At 73.7% G+C, this 15,094-nt stretch carries 13 protein-coding genes and 1 tRNA gene; 9 read left to right on the forward strand and 5 right to left on the reverse strand.

The window, feature by feature from the left end:
- Window positions 1-16: 16 nt before the first annotated feature.
- From lysA to ACFVWY_RS27865, 3 genes are read right to left on the reverse strand one after another with little or no spacing between them, the layout of a single operon-like run.
- Window positions 17-1,408: a diaminopimelate decarboxylase gene (gene lysA, locus ACFVWY_RS27855; RefSeq protein ID WP_389877264.1), complete on the reverse strand. Its 1,392-nt coding sequence runs from the start codon at window positions 1,406-1,408 to the stop codon at window positions 17-19.
- Between the two features lie 26 nt (window positions 1,409-1,434).
- Window positions 1,435-2,430, reverse strand: coding sequence for an ArgS-related anticodon-binding protein NrtL (gene nrtL, locus ACFVWY_RS27860; protein WP_389877265.1), 996 nt, complete (start codon window positions 2,428-2,430; stop codon window positions 1,435-1,437).
- A 55-nt stretch (window positions 2,431-2,485) separates the two neighbouring features.
- Entirely contained in the window at window positions 2,486-2,968 is a 483-nt protein-coding gene (locus ACFVWY_RS27865; protein WP_389877267.1) for a response regulator, read from the reverse strand.
- A 171-nt stretch (window positions 2,969-3,139) separates the two neighbouring features.
- On the opposite strand from ACFVWY_RS27865, the gene ACFVWY_RS27870 reads away from it, so the two are divergent.
- Window positions 3,140-3,211, forward strand: a tRNA-Arg gene (locus ACFVWY_RS27870).
- Between the two features lie 87 nt (window positions 3,212-3,298).
- On the opposite strand, the gene ACFVWY_RS27875 is transcribed toward ACFVWY_RS27870, so the two are convergent.
- Window positions 3,299-3,691, reverse strand: coding sequence for a hypothetical protein (locus tag ACFVWY_RS27875; protein ID WP_389877269.1), 393 nt, complete (start codon window positions 3,689-3,691; stop codon window positions 3,299-3,301).
- Between the two features lie 519 nt (window positions 3,692-4,210).
- On the reverse strand, window positions 4,211-5,272 hold the full coding sequence (locus tag ACFVWY_RS27880) for a Ku protein (RefSeq protein ID WP_389877271.1): 1,062 nt from the start codon (window positions 5,270-5,272) through the stop codon (window positions 4,211-4,213).
- A gap of 60 nt (window positions 5,273-5,332) precedes the next feature.
- Between ACFVWY_RS27880 and ligD the strand changes: the two genes are divergently transcribed.
- The 8 genes from ligD (at window position 5,333) to ACFVWY_RS27920 (ending at window position 15,093) form a co-directional block, all read left to right on the forward strand.
- A complete protein-coding gene (gene ligD, locus ACFVWY_RS27885; protein ID WP_389877273.1) occupies window positions 5,333-6,235 on the forward strand; it encodes a non-homologous end-joining DNA ligase in 903 nt (300 codons plus the stop codon).
- A 248-nt stretch (window positions 6,236-6,483) separates the two neighbouring features.
- Window positions 6,484-8,625 (forward strand): HEAT repeat domain-containing protein, encoded by a 2,142-nt coding sequence (locus ACFVWY_RS27890; protein WP_389877274.1) that lies wholly within the window; start codon window positions 6,484-6,486, stop codon window positions 8,623-8,625.
- Entirely contained in the window at window positions 8,622-8,945 is a 324-nt protein-coding gene (locus tag ACFVWY_RS27895) for a zinc-ribbon domain-containing protein (RefSeq protein WP_389877275.1), read from the forward strand. The genes ACFVWY_RS27890 and ACFVWY_RS27895 overlap by 4 nt, the downstream gene beginning before the upstream one ends.
- 106 nt (window positions 8,946-9,051) lie before the next feature.
- Window positions 9,052-9,795 carry a hypothetical protein gene (locus tag ACFVWY_RS27900; RefSeq protein ID WP_389877277.1) on the forward strand — a complete coding sequence of 248 codons (744 nt, stop codon included), beginning with the start codon at window positions 9,052-9,054 and terminating at the stop codon, window positions 9,793-9,795.
- Window positions 9,792-11,099, forward strand: coding sequence for a histidine kinase dimerization/phospho-acceptor domain-containing protein (locus ACFVWY_RS27905; protein ID WP_389877278.1), 1,308 nt, complete (start codon window positions 9,792-9,794; stop codon window positions 11,097-11,099). Before ACFVWY_RS27900 ends, ACFVWY_RS27905 begins: the two co-directional genes overlap by 4 nt.
- Window positions 11,100-11,184: 85 nt before the next feature.
- The gene (locus ACFVWY_RS27910; protein ID WP_389877280.1) at window positions 11,185-12,564 is read left to right on the forward strand and encodes an FtsW/RodA/SpoVE family cell cycle protein; all 1,380 of its coding nucleotides are present in this window, start codon (window positions 11,185-11,187) and stop codon (window positions 12,562-12,564) included.
- Window positions 12,561-14,018, forward strand: coding sequence for a penicillin-binding transpeptidase domain-containing protein (locus ACFVWY_RS27915; protein ID WP_389877282.1), 1,458 nt, complete (start codon window positions 12,561-12,563; stop codon window positions 14,016-14,018). The genes ACFVWY_RS27910 and ACFVWY_RS27915 overlap by 4 nt, the downstream gene beginning before the upstream one ends.
- A 4-nt stretch (window positions 14,019-14,022) precedes the next feature.
- A complete protein-coding gene (locus ACFVWY_RS27920) occupies window positions 14,023-15,093 on the forward strand; it encodes an amidase family protein (RefSeq protein ID WP_389877283.1) in 1,071 nt (356 codons plus the stop codon).
- Window position 15,094: the final 1 nt, after the last annotated feature.

Genomic DNA, 15,094 nt, shown 5'->3' on the forward strand with positions numbered 1-15,094 from the left:
TGAGACATGTATTTCATCAGCCGACATCGAGACGCAGGAGATCTTCCTCCGTCTCGCGCCTGACGATGACACGCGCCTGCCCGTCGCGCACGGCGACGACCGGCGGACGCAGGGCGTGGTTGTAGTTGCTCGCCATGGAACGGCAGTACGCGCCGGTCGCGGGCACGGCGATCAGGTCGCCGGGGGCGAGGTCGGACGGCAGGAACGCGTCCTTGACCACGATGTCGCCGCTCTCGCAGTGCTTGCCGACGACCCGGACGAGCATCGGCTCGGCGTCGGAGGCGCGCGAGGCGAGCGTGACGGTGTACTCGGCGTCGTACAGCGCGGTGCGGATGTTGTCCGACATGCCGCCGTCGACGCTGACGTACGTACGCAGCCCCTCCAGGGGCTTGACCGTGCCGACCTCGTAGAGCGTGAAGGCGGTCGGGCCGACGATGGCGCGGCCCGGCTCGACGGAGATCCTCGGGGTGGCCAGCCCGGCGGCCTCGCACTCGCGGGTCACGATATCGCCGAGCGCCCTGGCGATCTCGTGCGGCTCGCGGGGATCGTCCTCGGAGGTGTACGCGATGCCGAGGCCACCGCCGAGGTCGATCTCGGGCAGCTCCACCCCGTGCTCGTCGCGCACCTCGGCGAGCAGCTGGACCACGCGCCGGGCGGAGACCTCGAAGCCGGCCATGTCGAAGATCTGCGAGCCGATGTGCGAGTGGATGCCGACGAGGTCGAGCCCGTCGAGGGTGAGCGCCCGGCGCACCGCCTCGGCGGCCTGCCCCCCGGCCAGCGCGATCCCGAACTTCTGGTCCTCGTGCGCGGTGGCGATGAACTCGTGGGTGTGCGCCTCGACGCCGACGGTCACCCGGATCTGCACGCGCTGGCGCTTGCCGAGCCGCTGCGCGACGTGCGCGACCCGGGCGATCTCCTGGAAGGAGTCGAGCACGATGCGGCCGACCCCGGCGGTGACCGCCCGCTCGATCTCCTCGACGGTCTTGTTGTTGCCGTGGAAGGCGATGCGCCCGGCGGGCATCCCGGCGTCCAGCGCGGTCGTCAGCTCACCGCCGGAGCAGACGTCGAGGTTGAGCCCCTCCTCCTGGAGCCAGCGCACGACGGCGCGGGAGAGGAAGGCCTTCCCGGCGTAGAAGACGTCGGCGTCCGGGCCGAAGGCATCGGCCCAGGCGCGGCAGCGGGCCCGGAAGTCGCTCTCGTCGAGGAAGTAGGAGGGGGTGGCGAACTCCTCGGCCAGCCGGGTCACTTGGATGCCGCCGACGGTGATCACGCCGTCCTCGTCACGGCTGACGGTGCGGGCCCAGACCTTCGCGTCCAGGGCGTTGAGGTCGGCGGGCGGGGCGCTGTAGTGCCCCTCCGTCATGACGTCGGCGTGGCGGGGCCCGGCGGGGTGTGCGGATCGGCTCATGGTGTGGTTCTGCTCTTTCGGGTCTCTCAGAGGACTTCGGGCGCGCTGATACCGAGCAGGGACAGGCCGCCGGCCAGCACCGTCCCGGCGGCTTCGGCGAGGGCGAGCCGGGAACGGTGGGCGGCCGAGGGTTTCTCGTCACCGACGGGGAGCGGGGCGGTGGTGTCGTGGAAGTCGAAGAAGGCCGCGGCGACGGCCTCCAGGTGACGGGCGAGCCGGTCGGGCTCGCGGTACCGGGCGGCGGCGGCGAGCACCGAGGGGTGGTCGGCGAGCAGCGCGCCGAGCGCCGGGGCGTCCACGGCGCACACGTAGGCGGCGCGGAAGCCGAGCTGCCCGGCGTTCCGGCTCAGGGCGCGGGTCCGGGCGTGGGCGTAGCGCACCCGGAAGAGCGGGTTGGTCTCCCGCTGGACGAGCAGTTCGCCGTTCCCGGTGGACCGCGGACGGTCGTGCGGGGCGGCCCGCAGCAGGGCCCAGCGCGCGGCGTCCTCACCGAGCCGGCCGAAGAGGTCGTGGTCGGCGGCGGGCACCGGGTGCACGTGGAGCGTCTCGCCGTCCGCCGTGCGGTCGCCAGTCCCGGCGTCCTGGGCCCTGAGCAGGCGCTCGACGGCGGCGGTGACGACCCGGGCGCGCAGCTCCGTGACGGGGGCGAAGGAGACGGTGGTGCCGGTGAGGGCGTCCCCGTGGCCGTACGCCGTGCCCCGCGCCCCGATGTCGCGCACCAGCGCGCCGAGGTCGCGGGCGGCGGGCAGCGTGAAGTTGAGGAATCCGGGACCGGTGACCTCGACGTCGGCGATGCCCGGCGCCTGGAGCACCCGTCGCCGCAGGATCTCGGCGACGTCCCTGGCGGGCAGCGCGGCGGGTCCGGACAGCTGGAGGGCGACGGCGCAGGCGAAGTCCCCCCGGCCGCCGGGCCTGGTCCGCTCCACCCGTACGCGCGCGGGCACGGCCACGCGCAGGGCGCCCTCGTCGACCGCGCGGCGCACGGCGTGCAGCACGGCCCTGGAGAGATCGGCGGGGGTCACAGCACAAGCGTAGGGGAGGAGGGGTGGCTCACCGCGACCCGGTTTCACCATGCGGTCACCCCGCGGCGCGCTCCGCGGTCCCGGCCCCCTGTCGTCCGGTCGGCGACGGCGGCTCCTCGCGTACCATCAGCCGCTGCACGAGCCGGACCAGCTCGGTCGGCTCGAAGGGCTTCGCGAGGAAGGCGTCGACCCCGGCGGCCACCCCGCTGTCCATCTCGTAGGACGTACAGGCACTGATGATCGCGACGGGCAGATGTCTGGTCCGTGGATCGGAACGCAGTCTGGCGGCGGTCTGCGGACCGTCCAGCCGGGGCATGACGACGTCGAGCGTGACCACGTCGGGCAGGACCCGATGCACCAGATCAAGACACTCGACACCATCGGCCGCGGTCACGACCTCGAAGCCCTCAAGCTCCAGGTTGACCCTGATCAACTGCCGGATGACCTTGTTGTCGTCGACAACAAGCACGCGGCCACACGCCCCTGACACACTCCGAGAGTAGGGGCGGATCCGGGGCTGCGTCCGGGTTTTACCCACTTCCGCCCCCGGACGGGTGGCGCGAAGGGTGGCCGGAAGCGTCCGGAACGCACCGCACGCCCCCCGCTTCTGGCCTGCGGCCACCCCGTTCGGCGCCGCGGAAATACCTGTTCACGGGCACCCCTCGGAAGCTGGTAGTGTTTCACCCGTCGCCGAGCAGGACAGCGACTCGCCCTCGTAGCTCAGGGGATAGAGCATCGGCCTCCGGAGCCGTGTGCGCAGGTTCGAATCCTGCCGAGGGCACCTCGAAGAGGTGTCAGGGGAAAGACCCTTCGATCAGGCTTGAAGCCGGATCGAAGGGTCTTTCTCGTTTCCTCCGCACCCGTGGACTCAGGCGATGCCCGATCCGCTGTCCGGGCCGTCCGGGCCCTCGGTGCCGATCTGTTCCGCGCGCAGGGCCAGGTCCTGGAGCACGTCGGCGGAGGTCACGTCGGTCTGCCCGGAATCGTGCACCTGGGCCAGCATCGCGAAGGCCAGGGTGAACGCGCCGACCAGCTGCTCCACCGCGCCGCCGACCTCCCGGGCGATCAGGGCCGCCACTTCCTGGACCGAGGCGTCCTCGGGTACGGAGATGCGGGGCATCGTCTCGTTCAGCAGCACGGTGACCACGCCGCTGTCGGGGTCCAGGTCGTCGCGGTCGACGTTCTCCTCCAGCAGCCGGCGGATCTCGCCCGCCTCCGTGAGGATGCCCACCACCCGCTTCACCACTTCGCTCTGCTCCATCCGGCGAGCATAGGCGGGCGGCCGCACGGACGGGTCCTGCCGTGCGGAAGAGGCGTGCGGCACGGCGCCGTCCGCACCCTTCCGCCGTCCGGCAGAACCGGCCATGGCCCGCGAAGACCTCGCGAACCACCTGGTGAACCCCCTGGTGAACCCCCTGGCGAACCCCCTGCGGACCAGGGCACTTGGACGATTCCTGGTCTGCTCGCGCCCCTCCCTCCGGGGCGACGACGGGGACAGCACCGGGCCGACCGGCACGCGACAGACCGACGTGCCGTCCCACTCCGCCTGGGTGACCTCCGTCGGCTGCACCGCGCTGGCGGCCGGCCAGCGCGGCACGTACCGGTGGGAGACCGGCTGGGGCACGCTCAGGGCGAGCCTGTCCGGGGACGGGAAGCCTCGCCCCCCTTCCGGGGCGGCCGTCTTGCGGGGCGGCCGTCGTAGGGGGCTGTCGTCGTACGGGGCTGTCGTCGTACGGGGCTGTCGTCGTACGGGGCTGTCGTCGTACGGGGGCGGGGCGGTTCAGGCGGAGGCGCGTTTGCGGGGGGCCGCCTTCTTCGCGGTCGTCTTCGCGGCGGTCTTCTTCCCCGACGCCTTTCCCGCGGCCTTCTTCTCCGCCGTCCGCCCGGTGGACTTCTTCCCCGTCTTCTTCGCCGTTCCACGCGCGGGCGCCGTCTTCTTCGCCGTGCGCTTCGTCGTTGCGCGGGCGGACGACGCCTTCTTCTTCGCTCCGGTGCCGCCGGACTTCCTGCGGCCGGCGAGCGAGGTCACCCCGGCGACCGGTGCACCCTCCTCCGGCTCCTCGCCGCGGGCCTCCTTCGCCTCCCGGACACTGTTCTCCAGGGCCGCGATCAGGTCGATGACCTTGCCGCCGCCGGTGCCCTGCGCCTCGGCCGGTTCGGGCGTCCGGCCCTCGGCCTTGGCGGCGATCAGCTGCTCGACCGCCTCGCGGTAGTCGTCGTGCAGCGCGTCCAGGTCGACCTCGCCGAGGGTGTCCATCAGCGCGTCCGCCAGGTCGAGTTCGGCTTCCCGGACCGTGACGCCGGACTGCGGGGCGACGCCCTCGGGGCTGCGGATCTCGTCGGGCCAGAGCAGTCCGTGCATGGCGATCACGTCGTCGACCACCCGCAGCATGCCCAGCCGCTCCCGGCCGCGCAGCGCGTACTTCGCGACGGCGACCTTCCGGCTCCGCTTCAGCGCCTCACGGAGCAGGGTGTACGGCTTGGCCGCGGTGACCCCGTCGGCGGAGAGGTAGTACGCCGCGTCCATCTGGAGCGGGTCGATCGAGGCGGCGGGCACGAAGGCCACGATCTCGATCGTCCGGGCCGTGGGCAGCGGGAGCGCGCCGAGGTCCTCGTCGGTGATCGGGATCATCGAGCCGTCGGCCTCTTCGTACGCCTTGCCGATCTCGGCGGCGGCGAGCTCCTGGCCGTCGAGTTCACAGACCTTGCGGTAGCGGACCCGGCCGCCGTCGGCGAGGTGGATCTGGCGGAAGGAGACCGAGTGGTTCTCGGTGGCGTTGAGCAGCTTGATGGGGATGCTGACCAGCCCGAAGGAGATGGCGCCGTTCCATATGGACCTCACCGTTCACCCCTTGTGTCCGGATGGATACCTGTAGATGGTGAATCATGTGATTCTTATCGTATGACGCCGATCACAGAGGTGGCGGGGCGGCGGCTGGCGCTCAGCAATCTCGACAAGGTGCTGTATCCGGCCACCGGGACCACCAAGGGCGAGGTGCTGCACTATTACGCGGCCACCGTGGCGGAACCGCTGCTCACCCACCTGCGTGACCGGCCCGTGTCGTTCCTGCGCTATCCGGACGGCGTGGACGGCCCGCGGTTCTTCAGCAAGAACCCGCCACCGGGCACACCGTCCTGGGTGCGGACCGCTCCGGTGCCCCGCCGCCGGGACGAGGCGGCCGGCCAGGTGCTCGTCCAGGATCTGGCCTCGCTGGTGTGGGCGGCCAATCTGGTGGTGGAGTTCCACACCCCGCAGTGGCGGGCGGCGGCGCCGGGGCTCGCGGACCGGATGGTCTTCGACCTGGACCCGGGCGGGCCCGCGACCGTCGTGGAGTGCTGCGCGGTGGCGCGCTGGCTGCGCGGGCGGCTGGCTGCGGACGGGCTGCGCGGCCACCCGAAAACGTCCGGTTCCAAGGGGCTGCACCTGCTCGTACCACTGGAGCCGACCCCCGCCGAACGGGTGTCGGCATACGCGCGGGAGCTGGCCGTACGGGCCGAGCGGGAGCTTCCGGAGCTGGTGGTGCACCGGATGAAACGGGCACTGCGCCCGGGGAAGGTCTTCGTCGACTTCAGCCAGAACTCCGCGTCGAAGACCACCGCCGCCCCCTACACCCTGCGCGCCCGCCCCGAACCGTCCGTCTCCGCGCCCGTCACCTGGGCGGAGGTCGAGGGCTGCCGCACCCCCGGGGAGCTGGTGTTCCTGGCGGACGGGATGGCGGCGCGGCTGGCACGGTACGGGGACCTGCTCGCGCCGCTGGCCGATCCGGCCGCGGCCGGGCCCCTGCCGGACGCTCCGGAGCGCTGACGGACCCGGTGCGCCGGAGCGCGGGTCTGCGCAGTGCGCCGGAGCGCGGGGATACGCGGTGCGCCGGAGCGCGGCTGACGCAGAAGCGCTGGAGCACGAGTGTCCGATTCACGCCGGTCCGATAGCGCATACCCAGCCGTTTGTCATGCCCGCCAGGAAAAGACCGCATGTGGAGCGCGGATCACCTGAGCCGTGGTGCACACTCCTGGCAGACACTGCTTCGTTGTCATACGTGGGGAGGCGATGGGGTGTTCGCGGGGATCGACGAGGTCGACTGGGTCTCGATGGAGCATGCCTACGGACCGGCCGGTGACGTGCCCGCGATGCTGTGGGGGCTCGCGTCCGCCGACCCCGAACGGCGCGAGGCGGCGCTCGACGGGATGTACGGCGCGGTGCACCACCAGGGCGACGTGTACGCCTGCACGCTGGCCAGCATTCCCTTTCTCTTCGAGCTGGTCGCGGATCCGGGCATCCAGGACCGGGGCAGCATCGTCGAGCTGCTCACCAGCATCGGCGGCATCGATCTGGACGAGGACGACGAGATCGACGAGGACGAGATCGAGGGCGCGGCCAACTACGCGATGGCGGCCACCGCGGTCACCGCGGGCGCCGGGGTGTTCTTCGAGCTGATGTCCGACGAGGACCCGGGCGTGCGTCTCAACGCGCCCCTGGCGCTGGCCGCGTTGCACGACCACCCGGACCGGGTGCTCGCGCTGCTGCGGGAGCGGCTGCCGGTCGAGCCGGACGAGGAGGTGCGGCTCGCCCTGGTCGAGGCGGCCGGGCGGGTCGCGCTGCGGCACCGGTCGCTGGCCGGGCAGGCGGCGACGTGGCTGACCCGGCTGGCGGGCGAGGGCTTCCCGGCCGGGCTGCGGCTGGCCGCGCTCGCCCAGCTGGCCCGGTGCGCCCCGGACGCGCTGCCCGGAGACGTGGTGCGTGTGGTGACGGGAGTGCTGCGGCAGCTGCGCGCGGTGCCGGTGCGCCGGCACGGGGCGGGACCGGCGGTGGGCGGACAGCCCGGTGTGGCCGAGGCGCACCCGGACACGGCCGGGGAGCCGCCCGCCGAGGAGCGCCTCGCCCCGGCGGCCCGGCTGCGGGCGCTGCCCGACGCGCCGGTGCCGCGCCCCGCCGCTCCGTGGACGGCGGACCTGCTGCGCACCCTGCACGCCGGACTCGACGACCGGGTGGCCGAGCGGACGGCGCTGCTGACCGACCAGCTGCGCAGCCCGGACCGCCAGCAGCGGATAGACGCGCTCCGGATGTGCGGCGGGCTGATCCGCACCTGGCGGGGCGAGTACGACGAGCTGGTCCGGCTGGCCGGTGAGCAGCTCGCCACCCCCGACCCACGGCTCGCCGAGGCCGCCTCGCACCTGCTGGAGGAGCTGTTCGGCCTCGCCGCGCCCGCGGCGGACGCGCTGGCGGCCCGGGTGGCGGCGGACCCGGAGTCCTGGGTGCGGGACTGGCCGAGCGGGCCGCCCGCGCTGGGCAGCGCCGTGAAGGCGCTGGCCCGGCTGGGCGACGTACGGGCCCTGCCCGCGCTGGCCGCCGCGCTGGAGCGGCCCGAGGTGCCGCACGACGCGGGCCTGGCCGTCGGCTGCCTCGGGGCGGCGGCGGACCCGCTGACCGGAGTGCTGCGCCGCGGGCTCGCCGCGCTGCCCCTCGACGAGCGGGCGCACGACCGGGCGGGCCCGCTGCTGACCGCCGTGGCCGCGCTGCGGGCGGACGAGGCGCTGCCGGAGGTGCTGCGGGTGCTGCGCGGCGCGCCGGAGTACCGGGGCGAGTGGGTGCGTACGGCGGCGCTGCGGGCGATCGGCTCGTTCGGGCCCGTGGCGCGCGCGGCCGTCCCCGAGCTGCGGACGCTGCTGCGGAGCCCGGGGGCCGCTTCGGCGACCGAGGTCGCGCGGGCGCTGTGGGCGGTCGAGGGGGATGCCGGGGCGGTGCTGCCGGTGCTGGTCGAGGGCTTGCGGGCGGAGCGCGTCCATGAGGTCAGGGGCGCGGTGCGGGCGCTGGGCGGGCTCGGTGAGCGGGCCTTCGTGGTCGCGCCGCGGCTGCGCGCCCTGCTGGGGCACGAGGAGCCGTGGCTGCGGGTGGACGCGGCGATCGCCCTGTGGGAGGTGTCCGGGCGGGCCGGGGAGTCCGTCGCGGCGCTGCTGGCGGCCTGGGAGCAGAATCGTCATGTTCGCGTCCGGGTGGCGGAGGGCCTGGCGCGGATGGGGGCGGCTGGTGCAGGGTCGGACGCGGCAGGGGTGCTGCGCGCCGAACTCGCCTCCGTACGCCGTCACCACGCGATGGACGGCGGGTACGGCAGCCAGGACATCCATGAGGACGAAAGGCTGCTGGCGTTCTGCCGGCAGGCGCTTTCGGGTACGACGGGGAAGGAACCCGCTACATGATCATTTTTGGTACGCGCGGCTATCTGTACCAGCTGGCCATCCTGACGCTGGTCTGCGGCTGGTGCGGGAACCCGGCCGCGCACACCCTGCGCAAGCGGGTCACGAAGTTCACGCTGTTCTTCGTGCCGCTCTTCCCCTTCTCGACGAAGTACGCCACGCAGTGCACGTTCTGCGGCGGCGAGCAGCAGATCGCGAAGGAGCAGGCCGATCAGCTGCTGGCCCAGCACGCGGCCGCGCAGCAGGGCAATCCGTACGGGCAGCCGCAGGGACAGCAGGGCTACGCCCCCAACGGCCAGGGCTCGAACCCGTATCAGGGCTGAGTCCGGCGGGTTCCGCCGAAACAGCCGTCCCCGCATGTACTAAATACACATAACCGACTTCCTTCCGCATACAGTCGTGGAAACCGGCCCCGGAAGGGAGGGAGTCATGCGTCGGCTGCGTTGCCGCGCGGCGGCGGTGGCCCTCGGGGCCGTCGCCGGTGCGGCGCTGCTGGCCGGGTGCGGTGACGACGGCGGGCTGCGCAGCGCCGGTACGGTCCCGGCCGCCATCGGGCCGGTACGGCTCTGGCCCGGACTGCCGGTCGCCTCCGCCGCCCCGAAGGACTACGGCGAGGGCGAGACCGCGCGCATCCCGGGGATCGTGGTGCCGGACGACGACGTGCGCCGACTGGACCCGGTGGCGGTGGTACGGGCCGGTCTGGCGGCCCGGCCCGCCCGGTCCAGCGGCACGGCCGCGCTGCCCGCCGACACCGTACGGCGGATCAACGCCTGCGGCAGCGAGCCCGCTTCCTGCCCGGTGCTCCGGCCGTACTACCGCGATCTGACCGGCGACGGCAAGGACGACCTGGTGCTCGGCATCCGGCTGACCGGCGGTCAGCTCTCGGTGCGGGCCTACACCGCCCGGCAGGGCGCGCTGACCCGCGTCCTGTCCACCTCCGACGCGGTGATCAGTGTCGAGCTGGCGGGCCGGGACCTGATCGTGCGGGCGCCTTCGGCGATCCCGGGCTACGAGTACCGCACGTCCTGGACCTGGGACGGCGGACAGCGGGCGATGCTGCCCGCGCGGGAGGAGATCCAGCGGATGCCGTCGCCCCCGGCACCGGTCCCCCGGCCCACCCCCGCGGCCTCCACCCCCGCCCCGCTCGCCGAATCCCCCGCGGGGCGGCGATGAGCAGACCGCGCCCGCCCGCGTGGACCGCGTCGCTCGCCTGGAAGGCGGGCCTCTTCATCACGGTGATGTGCTGCGCGCTGGCCGCACTGCTGGGCGCCCTGGTGCACACCGAGGTGACGCGCCGGACCGTGGGCCAGGAGCGGGACAAGGCGCTGTCCCGGCTGGCCGACGTCACCTCCGCGTACGAGACCGGCGAGGCGCTGCCGCCGGGCTCCGGGCTCGATCCCCCGGGCCTGCCCGCCGCGCTGCGCGCCCTGGCGGCGGGCGGCGGGCGCGGCACGCTGGTCGGCGACCGGGACGGACGGCCGGTCATGTGGGCGGCGGCCCCGGCCGACGGGCGGGCGCTGGCGACGCAGGTGGACTACGGGCAGAGCGCCCGCACCATCGAGAGTCTCGACGGGGCGATCGCCGGCTCCTCGGTGCTGGCCATCACCGCGACCCTGATGGCCGGGGCGTTCGCGGTCACCCGGGTCACCCGGCGGCTGCACCAGACGGCGCGGGTGGCCCGCCGGATCAGCGCGGGCGACCTCGACGCCCGGGTCGGCGACCCGCGGACGGCGGACGCCTCACGCCCGCAGGACGAGGTCGCGACCGTCGCCGCGGCGCTGGACACCATGGCCGCCACGCTCCAGCGCAAACTGCTGGCCGAACAGCGCTTCACCGCCGATGTGGCGCACGAGCTGCGCACCCCGCTGACCGGTCTCTCGGCCGCCGCCGAGCTGCTGCCGCCGGGGCGCCCCTCCGAGCTGGTGCGGGACCGGGTACGCACCATGCGGGCGCTGACCGAGGACCTGCTGGAGATCTCCCGGCTGGACGCCGGAACGGAACACGTCGACCTCGGGGTCTACGAGCTGGTTCCGCTGGTCGAGCGGGCGGTGCGCGCCTGCGGGACGGCGGTCACCGTCCGGGTCGAGGGGGCGGAGGACGGCGTGCCGGTGCGCGTCGAGACCGATCTGCGGCGGCTGGAACGGGTGCTGGGCAATCTGATCGCCAACGCGCACCGGCACGGCGGGCCTCCGGTGCTGGCGACGGTCGACGGGCCGGTGGTGACCGTGCGCGATCACGGCCCCGGCTTCCCGGACTATCTGCTGGCCGACGGGCCGCGCCGCTTCCGTACCGGGGGCGGCGGCAGGGGGCACGGCCTCGGACTGACCATCGCCGCCGGGCAGGCCGCGGTGATCGGCGCCCGGCTGGAGTTCCGCAACGCCCCGGACGGCGGGGCGGTGGCCCTCCTGACGCTGCCCGTGCACCAGCCGCCGGACCCTCCGCAGGACACCCCGCGCGACACCCCGCCGGGTGCGTGACAGCGCGCCACGCACCCGGCGCTCTTCGGACATACCCGCTACGACATAAGGGAAATACACACCAGGTCTTGCTACGTTTCCCGGCATGACCGCAACGACGGCGGACGCGCCTCCGCCCGAGCTACGCCTGCCCAAGCGGCGCGGGGTCGAGCTGCTGCTGCTCGTCGGGGCCGTCCTGATCGCGGTCTACGGGTACGCCTCCGTCGGCCTGGCGAAGAACGGAGCGGTCCCGCCCGATGTGGCCGGTTACGGGGCGGGGCTGGGGCTGCTGGCCCTGCTCGCCCATCTCGCGGTCCGTATCCGTGCCCCGTACGCCGATCCGCTGCTGCTGCCCATCGCCGTCCTGCTCAACGGGCTCGGCCTGGTGCTGATCTACCGGCTCGACCTGGAGACGCCGAAGGACCAGGCGGCGCCCGCCCAGCTGATCTGGTCCACGCTCGGGGTGGCCCTGTTCATCGCGGTGGTCCTCGTGCTCCGCGACCACCGGGTGCTCCAGCGCTACGCGTACCTCTCGGTGGCCACCGCGCTGGTCCTGATGATCGTGCCGATCTTCTTCCCCGCGGTGAACGGCGCCAAGATCTGGATCCGGGTGGGCGGATTCTCCTTCCAGCCCGGCGAGTTCGCGAAGATCCTGCTCGCCGTGTTCTTCGCCGCGTACCTCGCCGCGAACAGCAACGCGCTCGCCTACGCAGGCCGCCGCGTCTGGCGGCTCCAGCTGCCCACCGGCCGGGTGCTCGGCCCGATCGTGGCGATCTGGCTGCTCAGCGTCGGCGTCCTGGTCCTGGAGCGCGATCTGGGGACCTCGCTGCTCTTCTTCGGCCTCTTCGTGATCATGCTGTACGTGGCGACCGGCCGGACCGGGTGGATCGCGGTGGGGCTGCTGCTCGCCGCGGTCGGCGCGTTCGTCGTCGGCTCCTTCGAACCGCACGTGCACAGCCGGGTGCAGGACTGGCTCGCCCCGTTCGCGTCCATCGACGCGGGCCAGGGCCCCGGCCAGCTGGCCCAGTCGCTGTTCGCCTTCGCGGCGGGCGGGCTGCTCGGCACGGGGCTGGGACTCGGCCACTCGATCCTGATCGGCTTCGCCGCCAAGTCCGACTTCATCCTGGCGACGGCGGGCGAGGAGCTGGGACTGACCGGGCTGACCGCGATCTTCCTGCTGTACGCGCTGCTGGTGGCCCGCGGCTACCGGGCCGGGCTCGCCCTGCGCGACCCGTTCGGGCGGCTGCTGGCGATCGGCCTGGCCTCGATCCTGGCGCTCCAGGTCTTCGTCATCGCGGGCGGAGTGATGGGGCTGATCCCGCTGACCGGCATGGCGATGCCGTTCCTCGCCCAGGGCGGTTCCTCGGTGGTCACCAACTGGATCATCGTGGCGCTGCTGATCCGGGTCAGCGACCAGGCCCGCAGACCGCGGCCGGACACCGTGGAGGCCGGGATCGTCGCGGCGGACGTGGAGGACGGACGGTGATCCGCTACATCCGGCGGGCCGCCGCGCTGTTGCTGCTGCTGCTGGTGGCGCTGCTGCTGAACGCCGCCCGCATCCAGGTCCTGGACGCCGAAGAACTCGACAACAACCCCGCCAACCGCCGCCTCACGATCGCCCGTTACGACCAGCCGCGCGGCGACATCGTGGTGAGCGGCAGATCCGTCACCGGCTCGAAGGACACCGGGGAGCAGCTCGCGTACGAGCGCACCTACCGCGACGGTCCGCTGTACGCGCCGGTGACCGGCTACGCCTCGCAGACGTACGGCACGACCCTGCTGGAGAACGCCGAGGACTCCCTGCTCTCCGGCACCGATCCGATGCTCGCCCCGCTGCCGTTCTGGAACGAGATCACCCGCGGACGGCAGCCCGGCGGCCGGGTCGTCACCACGGTCGTGGACGCGGTGCAGCGGGCCGCGTACGAGGGCCTCGGCGGGCGGCGGGGCGCGGTCGCCGCCCTGGAACCGGCCACCGGGAAGATCCTGGCGCTGGTCTCGACGCCCTCGTACGACCCCGGACTGCTCTCGGGCACCGGAGCGCCGGTCACCGGGGCCTGGGCCCGGCTGAACGCGTCGACGAGCCGGCCGATGCTCAACCGGGCGATCCGGCAGACCTATCCGCCGGGCTCCACCTTCAAGATCGTGACGGCGGCCGCGGCGCTGGACGCCCAGGTCGTCACCGATCCCGACGCGGACACCGCCACCCCGTCCCCGTACGTGCTGCCGGGCACCACGACCACGCTGCCCAACGAGGCGCGCGGCTGCGAGGGGGCCTCGCTGGCCGAGGCGATCCGGATCTCCTGCAACACCGTGATGGCGGACCTGGGGGTGCGGGTGGGGCTCGACGGCATGGTGGACGCGGCGCGCGGCTTCGGTTTCGACGACACCGGGCTGCGGATCCCCTCGGGGGTGGCGAAGAGCAATTTCGACACCGAGATGAGCAAGGACCAGCTGGCGCTGTCCTCGATCGGGCAGTTCGACACCACGGCCACCCCGCTCCAGATGGCGATGGTGGCGTCCGCCGTGGCCAACGGCGGCGAGCTGATGCGCCCGTACCTGGTGGACCGTACGACCACCCACGAGGGCTCGCCCGTCCGCCGCGACGGCCCCCGCTCCTACCACCGGGCGATGAACCCGGGCACGGCGGTACAGCTGCGGCGGATGATGGTCGACGTGGTGCGGACCGGCACCGGGACCAACGCCGCGATCGACGGGGTGACGGTAGGCGGCAAGACCGGCACCGCGCAGCACGGTGTGGACAACTCGGGTCTGCCGTACGCCTGGTTCATCTCCTGGGCCCAGGCGTCCGACGCGGCGCGTCCGGCGGTGGCGGTCGCCGTGGTGGTCGAGGACGCGGCGGCGAACCGGGCGGACATCAGCGGGGGCGGCAGCGCGGCCCCGATCGCCCGTTCCGTGATGGCGGCGGCGCTGAAAGAGTGACCGGATGACGGAGCGGACGGACGCGGCGGTGCGGGCCCTGGAGCGGATCGGCCGGGAGGACCCCCGGCTGTGCGCCTTCCTTGAGGTGTGGCCCGAGCGGGTGCGCGCCGAAGCGGCAGGGGGCGGTGGGCTGCCCCTGGCCGGGATGCCGTTCGCGGTCAAGGGGCGCGCGGGCATCCGCGCGTACGCGGCGGGGCGGCTGATCGGGGCCGGGGCGGTGCCGGTCGGTTCCACCTCGGTGCCCGGTCCCGGCACGCCCTGGCAGACCTGGGGGCAGGGCGCCCTGGGCCGTACGGTCAACCCGTGGCGCGCCGACCGCACCCCGGGCGGTTCGTCGGCGGGCGCGGCGGTCGCGGTGGCGGCGGGTCTGGTGGACCTCGCGACCGGCGGCGACGGGGCCGGGTCGGTGCGGATCCCGGCGGCGTGGTGCGGGGTGTTCGGGCTGAAGACGACGAACGGTCTGCTGCCGTCGCCGGATCGCACGGGGCTGGCCTCCGCCGGAGTGCTGGCCCGCTCGGCGGCTGAGGCCGGGGCCTTCGTGCGCCATGTGCTGGACGTGGAGGTGCCGGTGGGACCGGTGGGACCGGTGGAGGCCGTGTACAGCGTGGATCTGGGGTTCGCGGAGGTCGATCCGGAGGTCGCGGAGGTGACCGGGCGGGCGGTGCGGCGGCTGGCGGCGGCCGGGGTGGTACGGCTGGCGGACGGAGGGTGCCCGCTGCTCGACCCCCGGGAGGCGTGGCAGACGGTCCGGGGCGGGACGGTGTCACCGCGCGGCGCGGAGATCCGGCGGGCGAACGACGCGGTGCTCGACGCGCTGTTCGCCCGTACCCCGCTGCTCCTCACCCCGACCACGCCGAACCGCCCGCACGGCCACGACGGCCCGGGGGAGACCTACTCGACCGCGCTGACCTGGGCGTTCAACCTGAGCGGGCATCCCGCCGCCAGTGTCCCGGCCGGGTTCACGGCGGACGGCTGCCCGGTGGGGCTCCAGTTGGCCGCACCGCGCGGGGCGGACGCGGCACTGCTCGCGGCGGCCGTCGCGGTGGAGCGCGCCCTGCCCTCCGTACGCCTGTGAC

Source organism: Streptomyces sp. NPDC058195, assembly GCF_042883525.1.
GTDB lineage: Bacteria > Actinomycetota > Actinomycetes > Streptomycetales > Streptomycetaceae > Streptomyces.